This is a genomic window from Caproicibacterium sp. NSD3 (assembly GCF_053613275.1).
The window spans coordinates 1,788,752-1,809,861 of the sequence record NZ_CM132119.1 but is presented as its reverse complement, the minus strand read 5'-3'; the positions used below and the strand labels follow the sequence as shown (position 1 = coordinate 1,809,861).

21 protein-coding genes and 1 pseudogene are annotated in these 21,110 nt (G+C 39.7%); 8 read left to right on the top strand and 14 right to left on the bottom strand.

Annotated features, from left to right (window positions below; genetic code table 11):
* Positions 1 to 307 precede the first annotated feature (307 nt).
* From ACVS9P_RS08845 to ACVS9P_RS08815, 7 genes are all read right to left on the bottom strand, one after another.
* The gene (locus tag ACVS9P_RS08845) at positions 308 to 1,216 is read right to left on the bottom strand and encodes an alpha/beta fold hydrolase (RefSeq protein ID WP_452103195.1); all 909 of its coding nucleotides are present in this window, start codon (positions 1,214 to 1,216) and stop codon (positions 308 to 310) included.
* A gap of 11 nt (positions 1,217 to 1,227) precedes the next feature.
* Positions 1,228 to 1,572: a DsrE family protein gene (locus tag ACVS9P_RS08840; RefSeq protein WP_452103194.1), complete on the bottom strand. Its 345-nt coding sequence runs from the start codon at positions 1,570 to 1,572 to the stop codon at positions 1,228 to 1,230.
* A 71-nt stretch (positions 1,573 to 1,643) separates the two neighbouring features.
* Positions 1,644 to 2,078, bottom strand: coding sequence for a DUF3788 family protein (locus ACVS9P_RS08835; RefSeq protein WP_452103193.1), 435 nt, complete (start codon positions 2,076 to 2,078; stop codon positions 1,644 to 1,646).
* Between the two features lie 92 nt (positions 2,079 to 2,170).
* Complete coding sequence (locus ACVS9P_RS08830; protein ID WP_452103192.1) at positions 2,171 to 2,803, bottom strand: methyltransferase family protein; 633 nt, start codon at positions 2,801 to 2,803, stop codon at positions 2,171 to 2,173.
* Between the two features lie 352 nt (positions 2,804 to 3,155).
* A complete protein-coding gene (locus ACVS9P_RS08825; RefSeq protein ID WP_452103191.1) occupies positions 3,156 to 5,402 on the bottom strand; it encodes an ABC transporter permease in 2,247 nt (748 codons plus the stop codon).
* A gap of 14 nt (positions 5,403 to 5,416) precedes the next feature.
* Positions 5,417 to 6,115 carry an ABC transporter ATP-binding protein gene (locus tag ACVS9P_RS08820; protein ID WP_452103190.1) on the bottom strand — a complete coding sequence of 233 codons (699 nt, stop codon included), beginning with the start codon at positions 6,113 to 6,115 and terminating at the stop codon, positions 5,417 to 5,419.
* Positions 6,105 to 6,272 (bottom strand): hypothetical protein, encoded by a 168-nt coding sequence (locus ACVS9P_RS08815; protein ID WP_452103189.1) that lies wholly within the window; start codon positions 6,270 to 6,272, stop codon positions 6,105 to 6,107. The genes ACVS9P_RS08820 and ACVS9P_RS08815 overlap by 11 nt, the downstream gene beginning before the upstream one ends.
* A gap of 1,251 nt (positions 6,273 to 7,523) precedes the next feature.
* Between ACVS9P_RS08815 and ACVS9P_RS08810 the strand changes: the two genes are divergently transcribed.
* The 7 genes from ACVS9P_RS08810 to ACVS9P_RS08780 all read left to right on the top strand — a co-directional run bounded on the left by ACVS9P_RS08810 (position 7,524) and on the right by ACVS9P_RS08780 (position 12,223).
* Complete coding sequence (locus tag ACVS9P_RS08810) at positions 7,524 to 7,946, top strand: hypothetical protein (protein WP_452103188.1); 423 nt, start codon at positions 7,524 to 7,526, stop codon at positions 7,944 to 7,946.
* 579 nt (positions 7,947 to 8,525) lie between these two features.
* The gene (locus ACVS9P_RS08805; protein WP_452103187.1) at positions 8,526 to 8,888 is read left to right on the top strand and encodes a GntR family transcriptional regulator; all 363 of its coding nucleotides are present in this window, start codon (positions 8,526 to 8,528) and stop codon (positions 8,886 to 8,888) included.
* The gene (locus ACVS9P_RS08800) at positions 8,875 to 9,729 is read left to right on the top strand and encodes an ATP-binding cassette domain-containing protein (protein WP_452103186.1); all 855 of its coding nucleotides are present in this window, start codon (positions 8,875 to 8,877) and stop codon (positions 9,727 to 9,729) included. Before ACVS9P_RS08805 ends, ACVS9P_RS08800 begins: the two co-directional genes overlap by 14 nt.
* Positions 9,713 to 10,405, top strand: coding sequence for a hypothetical protein (locus ACVS9P_RS08795; RefSeq protein ID WP_452103185.1), 693 nt, complete (start codon positions 9,713 to 9,715; stop codon positions 10,403 to 10,405). The genes ACVS9P_RS08800 and ACVS9P_RS08795 overlap by 17 nt, the downstream gene beginning before the upstream one ends.
* A gap of 183 nt (positions 10,406 to 10,588) precedes the next feature.
* Positions 10,589 to 10,912: a response regulator transcription factor gene (locus ACVS9P_RS08790; RefSeq protein WP_452103184.1), complete on the top strand. Its 324-nt coding sequence runs from the start codon at positions 10,589 to 10,591 to the stop codon at positions 10,910 to 10,912.
* A 7-nt stretch (positions 10,913 to 10,919) separates the two neighbouring features.
* On the top strand, positions 10,920 to 11,078 hold the full coding sequence (locus ACVS9P_RS08785; protein ID WP_452103183.1) for a hypothetical protein: 159 nt from the start codon (positions 10,920 to 10,922) through the stop codon (positions 11,076 to 11,078).
* A 263-nt stretch (positions 11,079 to 11,341) separates the two neighbouring features.
* Positions 11,342 to 12,223, top strand: a complete 882-nt coding sequence (locus tag ACVS9P_RS08780) for a DegV family protein (protein ID WP_452103182.1) — start codon at positions 11,342 to 11,344, stop codon at positions 12,221 to 12,223.
* 556 nt (positions 12,224 to 12,779) lie between these two features.
* Here ACVS9P_RS08780 and ACVS9P_RS08775 read toward each other — a convergent pair.
* From ACVS9P_RS08775 to ACVS9P_RS08755, 5 genes are all read right to left on the bottom strand, one after another.
* Complete coding sequence (locus ACVS9P_RS08775) at positions 12,780 to 13,013, bottom strand: hypothetical protein (protein WP_452103181.1); 234 nt, start codon at positions 13,011 to 13,013, stop codon at positions 12,780 to 12,782.
* A 131-nt stretch (positions 13,014 to 13,144) separates the two neighbouring features.
* Positions 13,145 to 15,076, bottom strand: a complete 1,932-nt coding sequence (locus ACVS9P_RS08770; RefSeq protein WP_452103180.1) for an ABC transporter ATP-binding protein — start codon at positions 15,074 to 15,076, stop codon at positions 13,145 to 13,147.
* Entirely contained in the window at positions 15,069 to 16,820 is a 1,752-nt protein-coding gene (locus ACVS9P_RS08765) for an ABC transporter ATP-binding protein (protein WP_452103179.1), read from the bottom strand. Before ACVS9P_RS08765 ends, ACVS9P_RS08770 begins: the two co-directional genes overlap by 8 nt.
* Before the next feature lie 33 nt (positions 16,821 to 16,853).
* Positions 16,854 to 17,303: a MarR family winged helix-turn-helix transcriptional regulator gene (locus ACVS9P_RS08760; RefSeq protein ID WP_452103178.1), complete on the bottom strand. Its 450-nt coding sequence runs from the start codon at positions 17,301 to 17,303 to the stop codon at positions 16,854 to 16,856.
* Positions 17,304 to 18,258: 955 nt separating this feature from the next.
* Positions 18,259 to 18,543: a hypothetical protein gene (locus tag ACVS9P_RS08755; protein WP_452103177.1), complete on the bottom strand. Its 285-nt coding sequence runs from the start codon at positions 18,541 to 18,543 to the stop codon at positions 18,259 to 18,261.
* A 573-nt stretch (positions 18,544 to 19,116) separates the two neighbouring features.
* Between ACVS9P_RS08755 and ACVS9P_RS08750 the strand changes: the two are divergent.
* Positions 19,117 to 19,164, top strand: a pseudogene (locus tag ACVS9P_RS08750) (hypothetical protein); the annotation flags it as partial.
* 229 nt (positions 19,165 to 19,393) lie between these two features.
* On the opposite strand, the gene ACVS9P_RS08745 reads toward ACVS9P_RS08750, so the two are convergent.
* Together ACVS9P_RS08745 and ACVS9P_RS08740 are read right to left on the bottom strand one after the other, a co-directional pair.
* Entirely contained in the window at positions 19,394 to 20,230 is an 837-nt protein-coding gene (locus tag ACVS9P_RS08745) for a pirin family protein (RefSeq protein WP_452103176.1), read from the bottom strand.
* Between the two features lie 441 nt (positions 20,231 to 20,671).
* Positions 20,672 to 20,980: a winged helix-turn-helix transcriptional regulator gene (locus ACVS9P_RS08740; protein WP_266161778.1), complete on the bottom strand. Its 309-nt coding sequence runs from the start codon at positions 20,978 to 20,980 to the stop codon at positions 20,672 to 20,674.
* Positions 20,981 to 21,110: the final 130 nt, after the last annotated feature.

Genomic DNA, 21,110 nt, shown 5'->3' with positions numbered 1-21,110 from the left:
ACTTTCCGTAGCATCTCACGAAAATAAGGCATATCAAAGAAAAGCTAAAAATAATTACAACAAAAAATCCATATGCAGGTTCAAATTCTGACACATGGATTTTCTAATTGGTGCGGGTAATTCGAGTTACGAAGGAATCATCAGAGAAGTTGGAATTGCATAGGGTACGCTGATGCGGCCCAATGGGCATTGTTAAAAATTCAAAAGGAAATAATTGATTTCGTTCCAGAATTTATACTGTTAATTTTAGTTTCATGTGTAAATAAACTACAAAGTTCGGACAGAATGGGGGGGACAATGCAGTATTTTATAATGAGTTAATAAAGGTTTCGATTTCCGCATTGACTTGTTCAAAGTTATCACCGTTTGAAAAATGTTTGGCATTTTTGATAATATGCATCGGATACCCGGTTTTAGCCGACCACGCCTGACAGTATTGTTTTACTTTTCCTGTACGGTCGTTTTCGCCCAGCAATATCAATACAGGAAAGGAAAAATTCACATCTCTGTTTTCAATAGGAAATTTCCCATAAGCAACATCCATCTGTTCAATGATCTGTTTTTTTGTGGATGATTTTAGTATTTCTATCATTTTTTCATACGAATATTTTGTTTTTGAGACTGACTTGGCCATACTTTTGCGCAATACATTATCAGGAAACAATTTCGCTATCGGTTTAACTCGTTTTAACCACCACAAATCGGATTTTGAGTAGTACGCAAGTCCAAAAGGGGTTGTATCCAGTGCAACGAAACCTGCTACCATGTCTGGAAACAAAGCTGCAAACATCTGACATGGATATCCGCCTAGGGACATTCCAATGAGAACCACTGTATCAATTTTCTCTTTATCCAGGATGGCTTTTAACTCTATCGCAGTTTTCCGGTATGTAAAATTCTGATATGGCCGTGACAATCCATGCAAAGGAATATCCCACGTAATTATCGTATATTTGTGTTCAAAATAGTCAATCTGCTTTTCAAACATGGTATGGTCGGCAGTTACACCATGTGTAAAGACAATGCATTTTGCAGCGCTGTCTTTGTTTCTCTGAATCCAGTAGTGTACGTCTCCATTCTCAGAATGAATTCTTTTATGCTCCAAATTATAGCCACCTTTTTGTATGAATTGTAATAATGGGATCTTTCTTCCGCCACTGAGTTTAAACATCATGCGAATCTGGATCTTTATCCCGCGTTTCCCCAACTTTTTCATGAATGGACTCATTAAATGGTAATCAATTTTTCTCCATTCTTAAGAATATTTGTCAATCCCTCGCCCCAATAGAGGACATCTATGCCAAGATCAACAATTTTATCATATACCCCTAATTGTTCTGCGCATGCCTTACATGCTGAAAAATGTACACCTACGTGTTGGGCGATTTTGATTTTGTTTTGAATGAATTCATTTTCTGCAACTAACTTAGCAGTAGCACCCCAGATAATGACGGTTACTGCATCCCACCAATGCTCCAGCATGCTGTTTGTTGCATACATCATTACCATTTTGTCAGAGGTCAGAATATCTGCGTTTGTCCAGAGAATATTAAGTCGATTTGCATTTTCCAAAATATCCACCCACCCTATAAAATTAATAATCAGTTGTTCCCTTTTTGCTATGTGTATTGAAATTTTGATAATTACTTGGTTGCTTTCTTCTTTGCCGCAATCAAGGGAAAAATATCGTTTAGTTCATCGGTACTAGTAACTCTGTAATGAATCCAGCCACCCTGTTTACCGCAATGATAGCGATCCTTCCATAACTCATTTGCTTTTGCCGATAAAGCAGGCAGTATTCTGTTTACAGCCGCGACGCAGGGATCACCAAGTTGCAATGTTATTGTAAATGCCCCCGATTCAAAAAAAGCATAACATAAATGGCTCGATTTGTGACTATATTTGTAGCCCCAACCATAGCTATTGCCAAAAGGAAATTTTATTTCTTTTTTTAAATCATAATGGGCATTAAGATATTTTTCAAATTCCAGCAAGTTATGATAGCTTTCTGTTCCAAGATACTTTCTAATAAAATCTTCAGAAGGGGAAGCGCTTTTATCTAGTAATCGTTCATACATGTATTTTCACCACCTAAAATATTTTAAACGATTTGTTAACTGTATATTGTTCGCCACAGTGTTCGAAATGTCATCCGAATTGTTTTGTTTGCTCAAAATAGGAAGCCAACAGCACTAAGCAACACAACTAAAGAAAGAGCTATAATTTCAGACCTTGTTAAAAGCATACGTCCAACATTCTGGGCATAAGTTTTATATTCTTCTCCAAAAATCGGAATAAGCTGTTTCTTTTCCTCGATAGCCGCATTCGTATATTGAAAGACTAGAATAATGCATGCAATAATTATTCCGTCTAAAGAGCGCAGAGAAAGCATAAAACCAGCCTGCGTTATTATGAAAGTTCCGTACATCGGATGACGTACTTTTGCATAATATCCGGTTACCAGTAATCTTTCTGGGGTATTACTCTTTTCAGTTCTTACGCTATGATTCTGCATCGTTATTTTCGAAAGCTTCACAGTGCCATAACAGATAAGAATCAGTCCGTATGTAAAATAGATCAAATCAATTTTTGAAAATAATACTCCGCCCAAAGAAAACCAAGGCATAAAATTACTCCAGGGCCGAAGATCCGGTAGAGAGGTAAAAATATATTGGATAAAATAATAGAGTACAATATATCCTGCAACACCGCAAACTAAGCTTATGACTTTGTGCAGTACGCCGGGTAATTGCATTTTGTTATAGTATTTATCAAAATGAAGCTTTTCCTCATATTTTAGCATAACTTTCTCCTTATAAAATACACGCTCTATACTACTGCTTTAATCTTTGGATTATTGTTAGTCAACAGGAATAGATATTCATCATTATATCATATTTAGGCAATAGCTTTTAAAACTAACCATGCAAATGATACACTTTAGTTGTACTGCATATTATAATTCACCTTAGTCAAATAAGCCTATAAGGAGTTATTGGACTTTCCATTATTGCTATAATATAAAGTTTCTTTATTGCGTTAATAATACCCTTAAATTCCATACAATGGAATGCTGTAAACAATGAACCGTTCACAAAATTATAGAAGATCGAAATACTTATAATTGGCGAATTTTCAAAACTGTCCCATGTTTTTTATTCCATATTTTTGAGAGCCTGTGACATTGGAATTTTGCGTACTTTCTTCATCTGAATCAGATATACAAGCAGATAGCACACAACGCCTATCCCGAGCATAGCCGGATAAATCCACGGCGCAATATAGAATGTGAGCCATCCATTTATTTCCTTCATGAAAATATAATAGAGCCTCTTCATAATAAAGCAGGAGAGCGGCAGACTGATGATAAGGGATAAGCCGACCACAATTGTCGTAGCAGTATTATAGAGCTTTCCGGCTTCTTTATTGTTGTATCCAAGAATTTTGACCATAGAAATTGCCTGTGCATTTTTTTCAACAATCAATTTTGCCAACAGATACATCAGAAGCATATACAGGATTGCCGAAAAACCACAGAGCATAGGAAACATAAAGCCCATGGAATCATCGAGCTGGTCTGCAACAACAGTCAGATCGTCAGATGTGATAACGGAAGCAATATAGGGATCATTGATATCCGTCAGCTTTTTATTCGAGAAATAGCCGCTGAAATAGTCAGTATCGTAACCAAAGGTATTATTGAAAGCATCGTGTGACATAAACACGGTAAGTGCTGCTGGATAATTATAATGACCAGCAATGGTGAACGTATAACTTTTATTTTCGTATTCCTTTTCGAGCGTGATGCTGTCACCGACCTTTAATCCGTATTTTTCAAGGTAGCCGTCCGAAACAATTACTTCGCCGGATTTTTGTGGAAGGGACAGATCGGAAAGATAGGCAGAGTTATCGGCAATGCCGTAAATAGTGATTTTTTCACCGCCGTTTTTAATATTCAGTGAGGTCACACAGTACTTTTCAGCGTCCGCATCATCGGTTTTAGAGGGTGCTTTCAAAATATACTGGTAGTCTGCAATTTTCGAATTTTGAACTTCGGTTTTAAAATTCGAAAGAAGGGGAGACATAACCATACCGTAAAGCAAAAGAACACTTGCAAACAGAATTCCGACAAAGAGGGTTATGTATGCCGGCAAATTCTGCAGAATAATCCTTAGACGAAAACGGGTAATAAATTTCCATTCTGGCAGTTTCATAACCCTTTTCTTTTGCTTGTGTTTTAGATCATGCCGCAAAAATTGAAGCGGCGGAAGAGACAATGTCCTTATTAGTACCAGCAAATTAACGAGCAGGATAATGATACACGGAATTACTGTGGTTTTTATAAAAGCATCGGCATTCCAGATTGTGGTATAGGTCGGCAGCGAATAACTGTGGTAATACATTCCGGCACAGATATCTTTCATGAAGGTATATCCGATGATGTTGCCGATAACTGCTGCTGCAAGCGTTACCAGCATCGGGAGCGCCAAATAGTGCCGCAGAAGTTCTCCACGGCTGTAGCCGGAAGCACGAAGCGTACCAATGACGGAGGCTTCCTGTTCTACAGTGCTCTTGGTTGTAACAGCGAATACAAAGGCGAGAACAATGATCACAACATATAAAAGGTATGTCATCATGGATCGGTCGCTGCCCATATCGTCACCCGTAAACCGTATTGCTTGATTGTCAGAGCGTTTAACAAAGTCAGCAAGAATTCCGCTGTCCTTTAATATATTCTCTATATCATCAGCCTTATCAGACTGTATTTGTTTACTTAATGTCTGATTGTTATTTCTCCATGCGTAGCAATATTTTTCATTGTTATTACTGATACTGCCATAAGCTTTATCTGAAACAACAGCCACGCAAAAATGTTTGGCGTCCAGCATCATATCCGAGTTGTTCTTGAAAAGTGCGCTGTAATCGGAAAGAGCGACAGTTCCACTAATGGTATAATTTTTGCCGTCAAGCTTTAAAGTATCACCAACGGCAATCTTGTTGTTTTGCGCATACAGGCGATCAATTGCAATTTCGTTGTCCTTTGTGGGCATTGTGCCTTCCATAAGGCAAACCTTGTTTGTATCGGTGCGGTCTTTAAAAATACGGATGGTGTTATTATCTTCAAGCGTGATATCTTTATAGAACAGCTCGCAAATAGAAATGTTTTGATTTTCAAGTTTGTCGGTTAGGTCATCGTCCGCTTTTTTCCCAAGGGTGAAATGCCCATTCTCGATATTGTATTTTTCGAAGCTTTCATTATAAGTTTTTACCATGCTGTTGTCTGCCACCAAAAACCCCGAAACAAATCCGATGGTCAGTACGAGAAACAGAAACAAGGAAATATATTTTCCAACGTTTTGTTTAAGTTCCCTTGGCAGGCGTTTTCTAAGTGGATTTTTCATTGCAGTCGCCTTCCTTACCAATCAAGTTCTGTTGCGGAGATTTTTTCAGTATTCAAATCATTATGGCGAATCACACCGTCACGCAGCTTTATCACCTGATCTGCCATGTGTTTGATTGCATCATTGTGCGTAACAAGAATAACCGTGTTTCCAAACTTACGGTTGACATCTTCAATCAGTTTCAAAATCTCTTTTGAGGTTTTATAGTCAAGCGCTCCGGTTGGTTCATCACATAGAAGAATATCCGGATTTTTAATAATTGCTCTGCCGATGGCGCAACGCTGCTGCTGGCCACCCGAAAGCTGACTTGGGATTTTATCCTTATGTTCCCATAATCCCAGTGTTTTCAGAAGATCAATAAGCGGCAGCGGTCTGTCGGAAAGATATGCACCTACCTCAATATTTTCCTTTACCGTTAGATTCGATATCAGATTATAGGATTGAAACACATAACCAAGATGCTTTCTTCGGTAAAGGGAAAGTTGTTTATCATTCATGCTGCCGACCATCTCGCCCCCAATAGAAAGTGTACCGCTGTCAGCGGTTTCAATGCCGCCGATAATATTGAGAAGGGTAGATTTTCCGGAACCGGATGGACCCAGCAGAACACAAATTGCTTCTTTTTCTACGCCGCAGGAGATTCCACGCAATATTTCCGTGCGGCTGTCTCCATCCCCAAAAGATTTTTTGATTTCATTCATTTCAAGATACATGCTTTTCATCTCCGCTTTCTTCTTTTAACTTACTGCATATTCTTTCTAGATCGTCTTCTGGTATTTTCGCCGGCAATGCGTAGGCAGCAAATTCTACGTCTGAATTTTCCGGCAGCAGGGCGTCCAGACAAGTTTGAATTGTTTCAAAATAGCTCAAATGTTTTTTTTGTTCGCCAAAGCATTACCTCCATTCAATAAAGATAGGACAAACACAAAGAATTTTCTCAGATTGCCCCATAAATCATTTGTGCAAATGGCATTCTCCTGCCATAAGGCAGCTTACATATTTACTGTCACATAAAGATCTTTTCTGTTTTGCCCTTTGCTATGTAATAATAGTTGCTACTTTGAGGTTAGCATACGGTAACCGTATGCCCTAAAAACTGGGAGTTTATATAAACTCCCAGTCAATTTGCCTTAATTATTTGTGCATTTGCTTTATGAATAGAAAGTTCATAGTTATGTACTGCTATTTCTACCGTGTTGCCAATCTTAGCATTTCTAAATGTTTTCATCTTATCCTTCCTTACTGATGAGTATTTTAGCATCAATTAATCCCAAATTAAAATGTTGGTTAGCTTTTACTAACTACACATATATTAGCACCTGCTAACTTTAATGTCAACCATTCTTAAGTCTATTTTCATGGCAATGTTGAATTTTCGGCAGATTGCAAAGAATGATGAATGGCTGCCAATTATATGCTGTAAAAATTTACCTATGATTGTCTTATCAATATGTTTGTCTAATAAAGATGTTTTAAATCTAAACTTTTATTCACAAAATCACCTAGTTCATGTAAAGATATTCTAGTAGCTCGATAGGGAATGTTGTAACATGTAAAACATTTTTTGTGAAATCAAAGTATTGGTGGCTTGAAGCGCTGGTGGCAATTCCCTCAATTTCCTTTGATTGCACAATAATTGCGCGGTTGCGCATCCTGCGGACGCTTCCGGGAGCATAAACAGCTTAATGCTGCCCATGTTCTCTTTCTTTCTCCGCTTCGCGCTTGCCGGTGCCAAGCGTATCCAATTGAATAAACTGCTTTTGATTTTTCCCGGTTTGATTTCATATCTGGCTTTTTGCAAGAACTTCAGGAGTGTGTCAAAATTGGCGGGCTTTTGAGCTAAAGCCTCGTCGTTGCCATGAATCGCCCCACTTTTCGGGACATATGTTCCTATTTTAATTTCGCAAGTACGGCGAGAATATCAGTAGCCGTCCGCCACAGCCATTCCTGCAGCAACGGCGAAGTTCGTAAGGAATATGTGGAAGGGTTCGTCATTGAAGAGAGTTATTTGATCACTTTTTCAATCGTACTGCAATCCCAGAGATTACTTGTCAGTTAAATAAAAAGCTTCAGGAAAGCAGTAATAGCAGCAGTGATGAGTATAAAGAGTATAGTGCTACTTTGAAGGCCCTGAAAAAGTCCCGCGATAATCTTGTAGAAGCGATTGAAAAGACTGGATACAATAAGACACTCGGAGATAAACTGAAAAACGTGGAAAAGCAGATCGAGGACTGCGACCTGTTTCTTCAGAAATACGAAAATAGGCATCAAAACATTCCTGCTTTTACGGAGGAACAGGTTCTCAAAAATCTTTCCAAAATCAAAGGATTTGCAAAGAGCAGTCATAAAGAAGAAGTTCGTGTGACCGTTTTTCACGATAGGGTGGAAGTAATCTTTAAGGTTGCGTTTCATTCTGATTTGGGGAATCCAACTACATTTCACTGTGACTCGTCCGTTACGAGATACAATCTTGATCAGTACAGCAAAGCCAACATGTTGGAAAAAGCTAAAATAGAGGAACAAGAGAATCTTTACACAGCATAAGTAAGGTTAGGCTCCAGGGCAAAAATGCCTTGGAGCCTGATTTTTTTCTGAAACATAAAGTACAGCACAATCTTAAAATAAAAAGTAGCTTCAATCTTTTAAGCCATCGGTTTATTTATAAGCATATCAAAATAGAGGTCATCAGAACAAGTCTGACGACCTCTATTCGCTTCAGAAAGCACTCAAAAAGTGGCGATTGGATCTTCTCCTTGGTTTTCCTACTGACCAAAGAAGATTGCCAGAAATAAAGGACTTTTTCCAGCGAATTATAGAAAAATCAAAAACTATTTCATTACGCAGTCTATACCAATAGAACAGTGTCAAAATTTTGGAAAAAGATGAATAAGATGAATGACAAATAAAGCCCCAAGACAAAATGCCTTTAATTACGGCGATGAGAACCAAGTCTCATCTAAAAATAATGAGTAACGGGTATAACACTTAATTGAAGTTCTCTTAATTTGTCAATTAATTCAACAGGCAAGATATGATTGACATGACGACGCGGTTGTGCTATAGTTTAGTTAATGAGTTAAATCACTAACCCAATATCCTTGTTGAAGGGAGATCACGGGGAATTTGAATAATGATAAACCGATTTTTATAAAGATTATGGAGATGATTGAAGATGATATTTTATCGGGTGTATACAAAACAGACGATATCATTATCTCGACTACTCAAATTTCCAAACTGTTGTCGGTAAATCCGACAACATCAGTGAAGGCTGTCAGTAACTTGGCAGATGAAGGCATTTTATACAAGAGAAGAGGAATTGGCATGTGTGTTGCCAGCGGCGCAAGAGAAAAAATTCTTTCGCAGCGAAGAGAGGTTTTTTTAGGCGAGACTGTCACAGCCTTTTGGGAAGAGGCAAAAAAGCTTGGCATAACGGAAAATGAATTGATTCAGATCATAAGGAGGAAGAGCGATGGTTCACTTTAAAGAGGTCACAAAATGTTACCAACATACGAAGGCGCTCGATCACGTAACGCTTGATTTGAAAGAAAACAAAATATATTGTCTGCTTGGTCGTAACGGTGCGGGGAAAACGACTCTGTTGAAACTGATTGCTGGACATATCAACGCAAGTGACGGGAAAGTCGAAGTTAATGGGAAACCGGTAAGTACACTGAGAATGCCGGAATGCGTCAATTTTATCGAGAGCAGAGCTACACAGTTTAATGTAAAAGTTGAAAGATTGATTCAAACAGCCAAAGAGCTTGACGACGATTTCAACATGGACTTTGCACAAAACATGCTTCAGAAGTTCCAGCTGGATAAAAAGAAAAAATACAATCAACTTTCCTTAGGTATGCAGACGATGCTTACCACACTGATTAGCCTTGCCAGCAATTCAAAAGTTGTGATTTTGGATGAACCAGTATTAGGTTTTGACGCAATTATGCGAAACCAATTTTACGAGTTGTTGTCTGACAGCTTCGAAAATCATCCGAGGCTTATGATTGTATCCACACATCTGATCGACGAAATTGCAAAAAGTGCTCAGGAATTGATCATCCTTGATCATGGAAAAATCCTTTTTCAATCTACGATCAATGATATTGATGAAAAAGCATATTCCATCACAGGAATGACCAAGGATATAATGCCAGTTTTAAATGGCCTTCATGTAATCGGTCAAAAGACGATTGGTGGTTTTACAACGGCCTTTATTTATGACAAGCGTATAGAGATTCCAAGCAATCTCACAACACAGCCAATCGGATTACAAGACTTTTTCATTAATATGGTTGGGGGGAATACAGATGAGCGTCAACTTTAATAAAGCATGGGCCATATCAAAAATTAACTTTAGGCATATGAGAGCGACTTATATCATTACGGCTTGCTTGCTGCTGGTTGGTATTGCAAATCTGATATTGATTATAACCGCGGTAAACATAACCAACGGAATTGTTGATCCGGGTAATTACGCGTATGCTGCCGCTATTTTTGCGCCGATTTTTATACCGGCAGTCAATTTCAAGAAAATTATGCACCTTAACGGGAAAAAAATCGATTTCTATTGGGGCGCTCTTTTCAATTATATTATTATCGCAGCCGTTGTCTCATTCGCCAACATTCTATTGTATGTTGTCACGAAAAACACATTCAGCTCCTATGGGTATATGTTAAATATAGGTCAGGCTTTTGGATGGTTCTCTCATGGGATCGTCCCAGCCTTTTTCCAGCAGTTTTTCTTTATCCTTTTATTTGAAATATTTGTTCATACCCTCACAGCGATGCAGAACTTTTGGTTCGGCTGGGTTACCGACGTGGCGCTTGTTGCAATCATCAGTGTTTTTACTCCTATTCCGGTACTACGTTCTGCACTCGTATGGTTTTTCTATATGATTATATTTAATCCAACGATTGCGATACAAATCATATCTTGTATCATTTTATCGGTTTTCCTCTACGCACTGTATCTATTGATTTTAAAGAAACAAAGAATCTAATATCTTTTAAAAATGATAATAACTAAGATTGACATCTCTGAATAAATAGAAATTTCAAGTAAAGTCTATAAGAAGATGTGAAGACAATAGCAGAAGTGGGCTTATAGGATTTACACCACAAACCCAGTTAATACCACTCAATTACACAAAAGAAATTATAAAGACATAAATAATATTCTGGTTGTGAATGGCGATCTTGAACTTTGCAAACTGCTGAAGCAATGCATGGAAAACATAAAACATTATGTCGATACGGTGCATAACGGGCAAGATGCCGTTTCTATACTGCAAAAAGAAGGCTACGACCTTGTCATCCTTGATATTATGCTGCCTGGCTTAAGCGGGCTTGACGTATTGCATAAGTTCCGCGAAAAATCCAATATATCGGTCCTTGTATTGTCGGCGAAGGGAAATGAGATGAATCGGGTTGTAGGATTGCGTTCTGGAGCCGATGGCTACCTCTGCAAGCCTTTCAGCCTGTCGGAGCTGATGGCAAGGCAAGAGTAGATACCTGATGACCGAAGAAAAGGGTACGACAATCCTGATCTCGAGCCACATTCTAAGTGAAGTTGAGCAGATGGCCGATTCCATCGGAATTATCGACAATGGCCATCTGCTTGTGGAGCTTCCCATGGATGAAATCAAAAGAAGAACCGGCATTATGTCAAAATGAGGGTTTCGGATGCAGTCAGAGCCATGCTTGTTTTTGAAAAAGAACTTGGAATCACAGATATTGAATGTGTCAGCCTTACAGCCATAGCGCTTGTCTCTCTGATGGGAATCTTTTGTTGCAATCGAGTATGCAATTTAATATAATAAAGACCAATGATTGCTTACTGCCAAAAAAAGCATTATGATATAAATGACAAAAGCTGAATCGACTCTGCCGCAGAGGCCTTTATAGCAGATATTAAAATATTTTTCGGAGGTGAATTAATGAACAAAACGATATGCCAAATAGTCGACTCTTCGGGGAGGGTGCCACGAAGTTTCATTGAACAGCAAAATATCAGTGAGATCCCATTCTATTTTAAATTTGACAACCCCGATTACTACCGCGAAAATATCGATTGTAGTATCGCTGAATTTTATAAGCATATGGAAGAATATCCACATCAGGTTCCAAAAACATCCTGTCCCAATATTTATGATTGGTTAACTATATTTGATCAGCAGTATGCAAAGGGCGTTAAACAATATATTGTGACGACAATTTCTTCCAAACTGTCTTCAAGCTTTCAAACGGCCATATCTGCAAAAAAACTATTCGAAGAAGAAAATAGCGATATCAAAATAGAAGTTATCGATTCAAATACTTGCGCTTGTGGACAGGCCTCATTGGAAATTGGGATCGCTAAAATGATCGAAAGCGGAAAAGACTTTGAGAATATTGTTGAGATGACTCGTAAAATGGTTCTAAATACAACCACACTTTTTGTGGTGGATAGCTTAAAATATATGAAATCCGGAGGCAGGATCGGAGGAGCGGCCGCTTTCCTTGGAAAACTAACTAATATTAAGCCGATATGTGAATTTGTAGATGGCGTCGTTCACCCAGTCAAAGCCGTAAGAGGAAGAAAAAACTCACTTAAAACGATGATTGATATCGCGGTTTCAAGGATAAATGATATCAATAAAATGATTGTTATTATACAAAATGCTGAATGTCAGGAAGATGCGAACTATATCATCAATTATTTAAGAGAAATAACCAATTATGCCGGGAAAATTTATAAAAGTGATCTGGGGATTACCGTAGGGGCGCATTCAGGTCCAGGCGCAATAGGAATCGGCTTTGTGGGGAATCCTCTGATGTAGGTAAAAATCGGATGATCTGATGAAGTTTAAGTTATCAATCAAAATTGTATTGATCCCTCTTCCGGTTGCGTTTTGTATTCCATAACGGTCACAGCAACGGACAGCATCAAGGGGGCATGCTTATTTAATATTGATAACATAAGCATGATTTAAGGCCGTGGGTGCTTTAAGTGCCCACATGGCCGGTAATGCTAATCTTCAATAAAATTGGAGATTAGCATTACTATCATAAAAGCCAGCAAAATCAACGGTTTAGGAGCAACCAAGTAGCAGCATTTACGTTCAGAACTGGATAGCTTTCGGTGTTTTAAGGGCGTTTCGCGAGCACGAGACGCCCTTTTGCTGTTTTGCAGCGAAAATATCAAGTTATCTTGGAAAGCAATTTAAATAATTGCTTCAACTACATTTTGCGAGAAAATCATGTAGCTCAGGACAGTTATGAACAGGGGGCACCATGAGAAGAGCATAACCATTCGAATTCCAGACGGTTGAGAGCCAAAAGTGATTTTTTAACATCATCCTGATTCCAGTTCATAAACGTGGGAAATAGTTGAAATCATCCGTCTATAAATTTGAACAAATTTCCTGTAAAAACGATATTTTGATCCTGAAAAATGGTATGCCCCGGCGTGTGCCCAGACGCATGTATGTCGTTGAAAGGCCAGTTTGTACCGTAAGTTCCGGCAACAGTAGGTCTTTGCGGCTTTACAATCGTTTCAATGATATGTTTTATACCGGGACGCTTCTTTTCACCGATAATATAGGAAACATCTTCTACCGGTGTCCCCAAATCGCCGGTCTTTTGCTGGCAAGTTAGTAAATAAAGATGCAGAAAAAAATCATTGTGGCAAGTCTTCGTGGGTATAAGTTTTTATAATTTCAAGTAACTCTGATATAAAAGGGTCTTATATGGCCTATGATTTATTCCAATTCAAACGCACCTGTATACAGCTGATAGTATTTACCCTTTTGTTCAATGAGCTGTTCGTGGCTACCCCGCTCGATGATAACACCATGATCAAGCACCATAATGACGTCGGAATTCTGCACGGTAGAAAGTCGATGGGCGATGACAAATACGGTTCTGCCCTCCATCAGTGCATCCATGCCTTTCTGTACAATGGCCTCTGTCCGGGTGTCAATGGAGGATGTCGCTTCGTCGAGGATCATGACGGGTGGGTCAGACACCGCCGAACGGGCGATGGAAATCAGTTGGCGTTGTCCTTGTGAAAGGCCGCTGCCGTCTCCTTCAAGCACTGTGTTGTACCCATGCGGAAGCATGCGAATAAATCCGTCTGCGTTTGCAAGCTTTGCTGCGGCAATACATTCTTCGTCAGTTGCGTCCAGTTTGCCGTAACGGATATTGTCTATGACCGTTCCTGTAAACAAATTTACATCCTGCAGAACAACGCCAAGCGACCGACGAAGGTCGTCCTTTTTGATTTTATTGATGTTAATGCCATCGTAACGGATTTTTCCGTCGGCAATATCATAGAAACGATTTATCAAATTTGTAATTGTCGTTTTTCCCGCGCCAGTCGCACCAACAAACGCGACCTTCTGTCCGGGCTCGGCGTAAAGCGTGATATTGTGCAGAACGGTCTTACCCTCATCATAGCCAAAGTCCACATCGAAGAAACGAATGTCACCCCGTAGCGGAGTATAGGTTACCGTGCCGTCACTGTGCGGATGTTTCCACGCCCATTTTCCCGTGCGCTCTTTACATTCTTTGATTTCTCCGTTTTCCACTTTCGCATTGACGAGCGTAACGTACCCGCCGTCCTGTTCACTTTCTTCATCCATCAGCTCAAAAATTCTGGATGCGCCGGCAAGTGCCATGATCACCATGTTGAACTGCATGGAAACCTGTCCGATCGGGTTGATGAAACTACGAGACAGGGTAAGGAAGGAAATGATCGTACCGATTGTCAGGACATTTATGCCGGTGAGACTAAGATTTTGAATTCCTGCGATACCGGCAGCGCCTCCAATTACTGCAAGAAGCACATAGAGCATATACCCCATATTCCCGACGACCGGCATCGTAACATTTCCGTACTTGTTTGCCTCGGTAGCGCAGTAGCAGAGTTCATCATTCTTTTTGTCAAACTCTTCCTCAACCTTTTCCTCGTGACAGAATACCTTTATGACTTTCTGACCGTTGATCATTTCTTCGATATAACCGTTCACGTCGCCTAGAGATTGCTGCTGCTTTATGAAGAAGGTTCCGCTTCTGCCAACTATGGCTTTGATCACTTTGAACAGAAGGAAAGCAAATAAAACAACGATAGCGGTAAGGCCGACGCTGAGATAAAGCATTGCAAAAAATGATGCCAGGATCGTGACAAGTGATGAAAACATCTGCGGCATGCTCTGAGAAATTGCCTGGCGCAGTGTGTCGGTATCGTTCGTGTAGCGACTCATCACATCGCCGTGGGTATGCTTGTCAAAATATCGAATTGGTAGGGTTTGCATGTGCGTGAACATTTTGTCACGAATTTTTTTCAGTGTACCCTGCTCAATAACAACCATCACTCGGTTGTAGAACAAAGTCGCAAGCACTCCAACGATATAGATAAAGCCCATAAAAAGGATTGCTTTGAACAGGTCTGTAAATACCGGGTACGCCTGTCCCAGCATCGGAACGATGTACTTATCAATCAGTATCTGAAGGAACAAAGCGGAAGCCGCACTTGCACCCGCACTCAATAGAATGCAGAAGACAACAAAAATCAACTGGGCTTTATACTCCGCTATATAGGAAAACAGCCTTTTGATTGTGCCGGGTTTGAACCGTTGTACCGGAGTTTTGTCATGTATCTTCGTATTTCCTTTTGGTGGTACCTTACTCATGAAGAACACCTCCTTTATTCTGAGAGTCGTAAACTTCTCTGTAGATCACGCAGGTCTTAAGAAGTTCGTCATGAGTGCCGACCGCATTGATTTTTCCATCGTCGAGCACGATGATTTTGTCAGCATCCATAACTGAGGCAACGCGCTGAGCAATAATAATCTTTGTTGTATCCGGGATGTTCTTTTTGAGCGCCTGACGGATCAATCCATCGGTCTTTGTGTCTACCGCACTAGTGGAATCGTCAAGAATTAGGATTTTTGGTTTTTTCAGCAAAGCTCGTGCAATGCAAAGACGCTGCTTCTGACCGCCAGAAACATTAGTGCCACCCTCATCGATATAGGTGTCATATCCGTCCGAAAATTCGCGAATAAAACCATCGGCCTGGGCCAACTTGCAGACATGAATTATTTCTTCATCCGTCGCGTTTTCATTGCCCCAGCGGAGGTTCTCTTTGATTGTACCAGAAAATATGATATTTTTCTGCAGGACCATGGCTACCTGATTACGCAGGGATTTAAGATCATAATCCCGCACGTCAACGCCGCCAACAGTTACTTTTCCGCTCACAGTATCATACAGGCGGGAAATCAGCTGAACCAGGCTTGACTTTGAAGAACCTGTGCCTCCGAGAATGCCTACGGTTTCTCCTGACGCGATGGAGAGATTGATACCGTCAAGGACAGGCTTGTCGGATTTTTTGTCATACATAAAGACAACATCTTCAAAGGTGATCGAACCGTCTTTTACTGTATGTTCTGGATTCTCTCCGTTTTTCAGATCGCTTTCTTCATTCAGGATCGCCGCAATGCGTTCTGCCGACGCATTGGAAATGATGATCATGATAAATACCATGGAAAGCATCATCAGGCTCATGAGTATCTGCATTGCATATGTGATAAGGCCAGTCAGATCACCGGTCGAGAGCCCGGCAGCCGGATTGTTGCCGCTGGCGATGATTTCTTTTGCGCCGAACCAGGAAAGCAAAAGCATGCTGGCATAAAGGCAGAACTGCATCAGCGGCATGTTGAATGCCAGCCTTTTTTCCGCCTTGACAAAATCTTGAAAAATTTTTTGGGAAATACCGGAAAACTTCTGCGCCTCATGATCTTCTCGGATGTACGATTTGACCACCCGTATGCCCAGTAGATTTTCCTGTACGACATTGTTCAGCCGATCATAAGTATTAAATACCCGCACGAAAATCGGGTGTACATGAGACATGATTAGCCACAGACCGAAACCGAGCACCGGGATGGTTACAAGAAAAATCAGCGACAAATGAGCATCGATGCGAAAGGAAAATATCAATGCAAAAATGATCATGATCGGAGCCCGTATTCCAAGGCGAATCAGAATTTGATAAGCATTCTGTACATTGGTGACGTCAGTGGTCAGCCGTGTGATGATGCTTCCGGTTGAAAATTTATCAATGTTTGAAAAAGAGAATTTTTGCACGTTACAGAACATATCATGACGCAAATTCTTTGCAAATCCGCAAGAAGCTATGGCTGCGCTGCGGCCCGCAAGAGCGCCGACCAACAGTGAAATTATCGCAGAGATAAAAAGTGCAAGCCCAATCCATAAAACATTGGACATGTTTTTCTTACTAATGCCGTAATCGATGAGATATGCCATCAGCGTGGGAATGAGAATTTCAAGAAACGATTCAACTATTACATACACCGGTGTGAGAATGGTATCTTTTTTGTATTCGCGCACGCTGGACAAAAGTTTTTTAATCATAAAAGTAGCTCCCTGAGGTCTGCCTGAGTGTTATCAAATGGCAGGCTTAATATTTGTTATATTTTTTTTCATTCTTTGAATATACGAATACAACGTCTTCAATTCTTCCTCTGTAAACCCTTTTGTCAGGGTCTGCTCCATTATTTCCGCGTCTTCCCTCATAAGGCCTTTGATTTCATTTGATTTCTGCGTGAGAACGATCTTCTTCAGACGTGCATCATGGGCAACAGCTTGCCTTTGAATCAGACCCTTTTCTTCCATCAACTTGAGAACCTTTGATGCTGTTGATCGTGCAATGGTGAAGTGATCCTCAATATCCCGCTGATAGATATCTTTATCTGCATTTTCAGAAAGGTAACCAATAATCCGCCCATTGTTGCCGGTGATGGTCTCAACTTCTCTTTTGTGAGAGGAAAACTCAAAATAGCGGTGAATCAGGTTATTGAGTGAGTGAAATTCCTCTCCGATCCAGATTTCATCCATACTGCACTTCCTTTCAATTATATGTTTTATGGCTTACAGTATTATATAGCACTGTTTTATATAGAACATTATAGTCACATTTAAACCTCCTGTCAATATAATAATTTGTGTATTTCAGACTAATATACATAAAAAAACTAGTAATATTGCTATAATTCTATTCACCAGTACTTCAATTGAGTTGTTATTAGTTCATCGGTTTCAAACGTATACGAAAGTGCGGATGGTAAAGTGCCTCACCATAGGTGCTAAACTATTGAAGCATCCATTTAATTTAAAAGGGGTATGCATTAATAAATTTTTCATTCAAAGCTCTCATATTCCGCGTAAATATTGATTTTAGAGACCACGGTGTAACTTACATTTGAAGACTTCATTTTATCATCGAATGAAGTGTGTGCTAAGGCGCGGTTCATAAGTAGATACTACAACACCATGTTTACGTCCTGACTCAATGCACTCCAAAAGCCATGTTTTCACTCAACTTGCGCATCGTCTGCAAAAGTTCTTTCACTTGCACCTTAACTGTGAGTGGTCTTACAGCATCTGTACCCCGCGAACCCACATAAATACAGACAAAGGGAAAGACCGACGATTTTGAATCGTCGGTCTTTTGATGGTGCGGGTAATTCGAGCTATGAATGAATCGCTCATTCGTGACTATTTATTTTATGGTCTTGAGCGCTTGTCTCAAATATCGTGTTTCACAAATTTGCGTGATTTAATAAAATGGGCTTGTTGTAATGCTAGTTTATATGAAAACTATTAATTTCTACTTGAAAAGGTATTTTAAACCGTTCTATTACTGTTACTTTTGTAATAATGTCGTGAAGCTTTATTCCACCAATCAAAAAGTCCAAAATTTCATTGAAAAAGAATGCGGTTTTGTTCACGTAGGTTCTGAATAAAATGACTTTTGTCATGGTGTAATTTGCTCAGCTTTTGAATGAAACAATTAAATGGTACGGTCGATCACTGTAACTTTCGTAATCACATCGCGTAGTCTGTCTTTACCGACCATGTATTCCAGGGCATCATCCGCGGTGTTAAAATATTTCGTCGTATCAGGCTGGTTGTAAAGATAGATGATGATCTTTTCTTGCGTATGAGAAACACCGTATTTTTGACCGGCCCAATCTAATTCCACTTCGCCGCCGCAACTCACACACCAATTGAAATCACTGATATTGACAAAGTGATTCTGTTCTGGGGTGTTCCCTTGGATGATTTTTTCGCCCATGTAAGAGTAATCTCCGTGTTTTTTGAATTTTGGCACGCCGTGCAGGTAGTTGATTGGTTTACTAAATTTTGGATGCTTGTTTTCCCACGTTATGATATGATCATGAGGTTTGGAATGGATGTTTGCGTTACTATGATCTATATGATGGTGTTTTCTGTCACCTAACCCATTATCACCTATATGTGTTTTCCTGTATCCATATTTATTTATATCGCCCGGATTACCGACAAGGCGTTGATCCTCCGGCTTGTTTGGGTTTGATTTTCATTTTCCACCATAGGCGCTGTCCATTCCAGTTTGTACAAGGCCATTTATAGTTCTGATGATTCTCATTTACAACAGATCCGCTTTTAGTAATAAGATTCCTTTCTACTGGTTTTACCATGAAATCAGTTGACAGATATCAAAAAATGGGTAAAATCCAATTAGATTTAGTCAAAATAATTAGGAGGTTAATATTTATGAAAAAATATTAATGCACCGTTTGCGGATATGTGTATGATGAAAAAAAGCTGTCCGGATCAGGGAATTGCTCCGGGTACAAAATGAGAGGATGTCTCTGACGATTTCGTTTGTCCGGAATGCGGAGTAACCAAAGACGCCTTTGAACTGATGCAGTAAGTTGAATTATGAATGGAAACAGCCTCACCAGTAGAAATGGTGGGGCTGTTTCCACAAAAAGTATATACATTATGAACTTGCTTCTGAAATTCATTCAACTCATACTGGTTTAAAAATTACTTTGTTGATTAAAAAATTAACTTTTTTAAGAGCTGTCACTTTATAGCCTTTGATCTTGTATTCTCACCAAAACAGATTTGTGAGAGTATTTTCTAGGTCAGTTTTGAGGTCAACTGTGCTTAATAAAGGTATCATTTTGAAGTTCCCTGAACGCAGTCATCAGTTCTTCCTGAGTGTTCATTACAATAGGTCCACCCCACGCAATTGGTTCATGAAGTGCTTTTCCTGAAAAGAAAATAAACCGCAGCCCAGATTGTGGCTGTGCCGAAACGGTAATACTATCTCCGCTTCCGAATAGAACCGCTGATTTTGACGATATTTTCTGTTCATTTATAACAGCATCCCCCTCGATGAGAAAAACGAAAACTGTTTCATCTGCCTTTGTTGGGATGGTAATGTCCTCACCGATTGGAAGCGCAATGTCATAAATCGTTGCAGGAATATGTGCCGGAGTGATTCCGACCGCCTCCCCAAAGTTGCCGGAAAGAATTCTGATCTCCGCTTTTCCATTGTTGATTCTGGGGATCAGATCCCTTGTAAGGCTACAATAAGCAGGTGTTGTCATCTTTTCTTCTCGAGGAAGATTCAGCCATAGCTGAAATCCCAGCATCCTGCCTGATTCTTTTGGCATCTCCTGATGTAAAATGCCACTGCCTGCGGTCATCCATTGGCACTCTCCTGAGTGAATCGCGCCTTTATTTCCCAGAGAATCCTCATGATCGATTCTGCCGGAAATCAGGTACGTAATGGTTTCAATCCCCCTATGTGGGTGCATGGGAAATCCGGCGAGATAGTCGGATGGGTTGGTAGAATCAAACGAATCCAACATTAGAAACGGATCAAAATCCTTAACATCGTTATTACCGAGCACGCGAACAAGATGGACTCCAGCGCCATCTATAGCTTTTTGTCCACGAATTTGCTTGATGATTTTTCGTTTAATCAAATCGGACACCTCCTTAAATTATTATATTAGACATTGTGATTTCATCAGGAAGTAACTGAAAGGGGCACTAATAAAAAATTGTTTAAAGTAAATAACGGGTTTCATCGAAGAATGGTGAATTTTTGTATGCTTACATCCTCACAGATAGGAGAAGCCGACTTTTCCAGTACACACTTTTGACGTGAAATCGGTATTTTTGTGCGATTCGTCATAAAAAGGTGAGAACCCACTTTCTCCGCAGGCACACCAGAATATTGTTTTGCCCTTTTACTTCGACGGGGTAGGGCAATTTTTGTGCAACAACAGTTTATTCCCTCTAGTTTAAAAAATCAATATTTTTCTGTTCACTAAATGATCTGATGAACAGACGCTGTGAATCTCAGGAGGAGAAATCATTGATACACTTTCACACTGCCGCCAACATAAATGGACAGCGTATTATCACGACCATTTTTTCCGCCAATCATACATCGCAGTGAGAACGCTGTCAAAATCGTGTCCCTTTTCTGTCAAGTCATATTCGACGGTAACCGGTGTCGTCGGGGTTACAGATCGGCTTATTATGCCGTTTTCTTCCAAATGTTTAAGTGTATCCGACAAGGATTTTGTGTTAATATGCAATTCTTTTCGTAGCTGATTATAGTGCTTTGGACCAGAACAGAGTTCGTGAATAATAAAGAACGACCATTTGTTCCCAAATATATCCATTACTGCAACGATTGATTGAAGACAACTTTCGTTTTTTTTCATAAAAACAGCTCTCCAGTAACTTTATAATATAAAGCAAGACTAATAAATGAAATCATGTATAAAAAATTTGTCTACTTTACAATTTAATTATAGCATATTAAGATTAAATAATCAAAATATAGAAAAACAA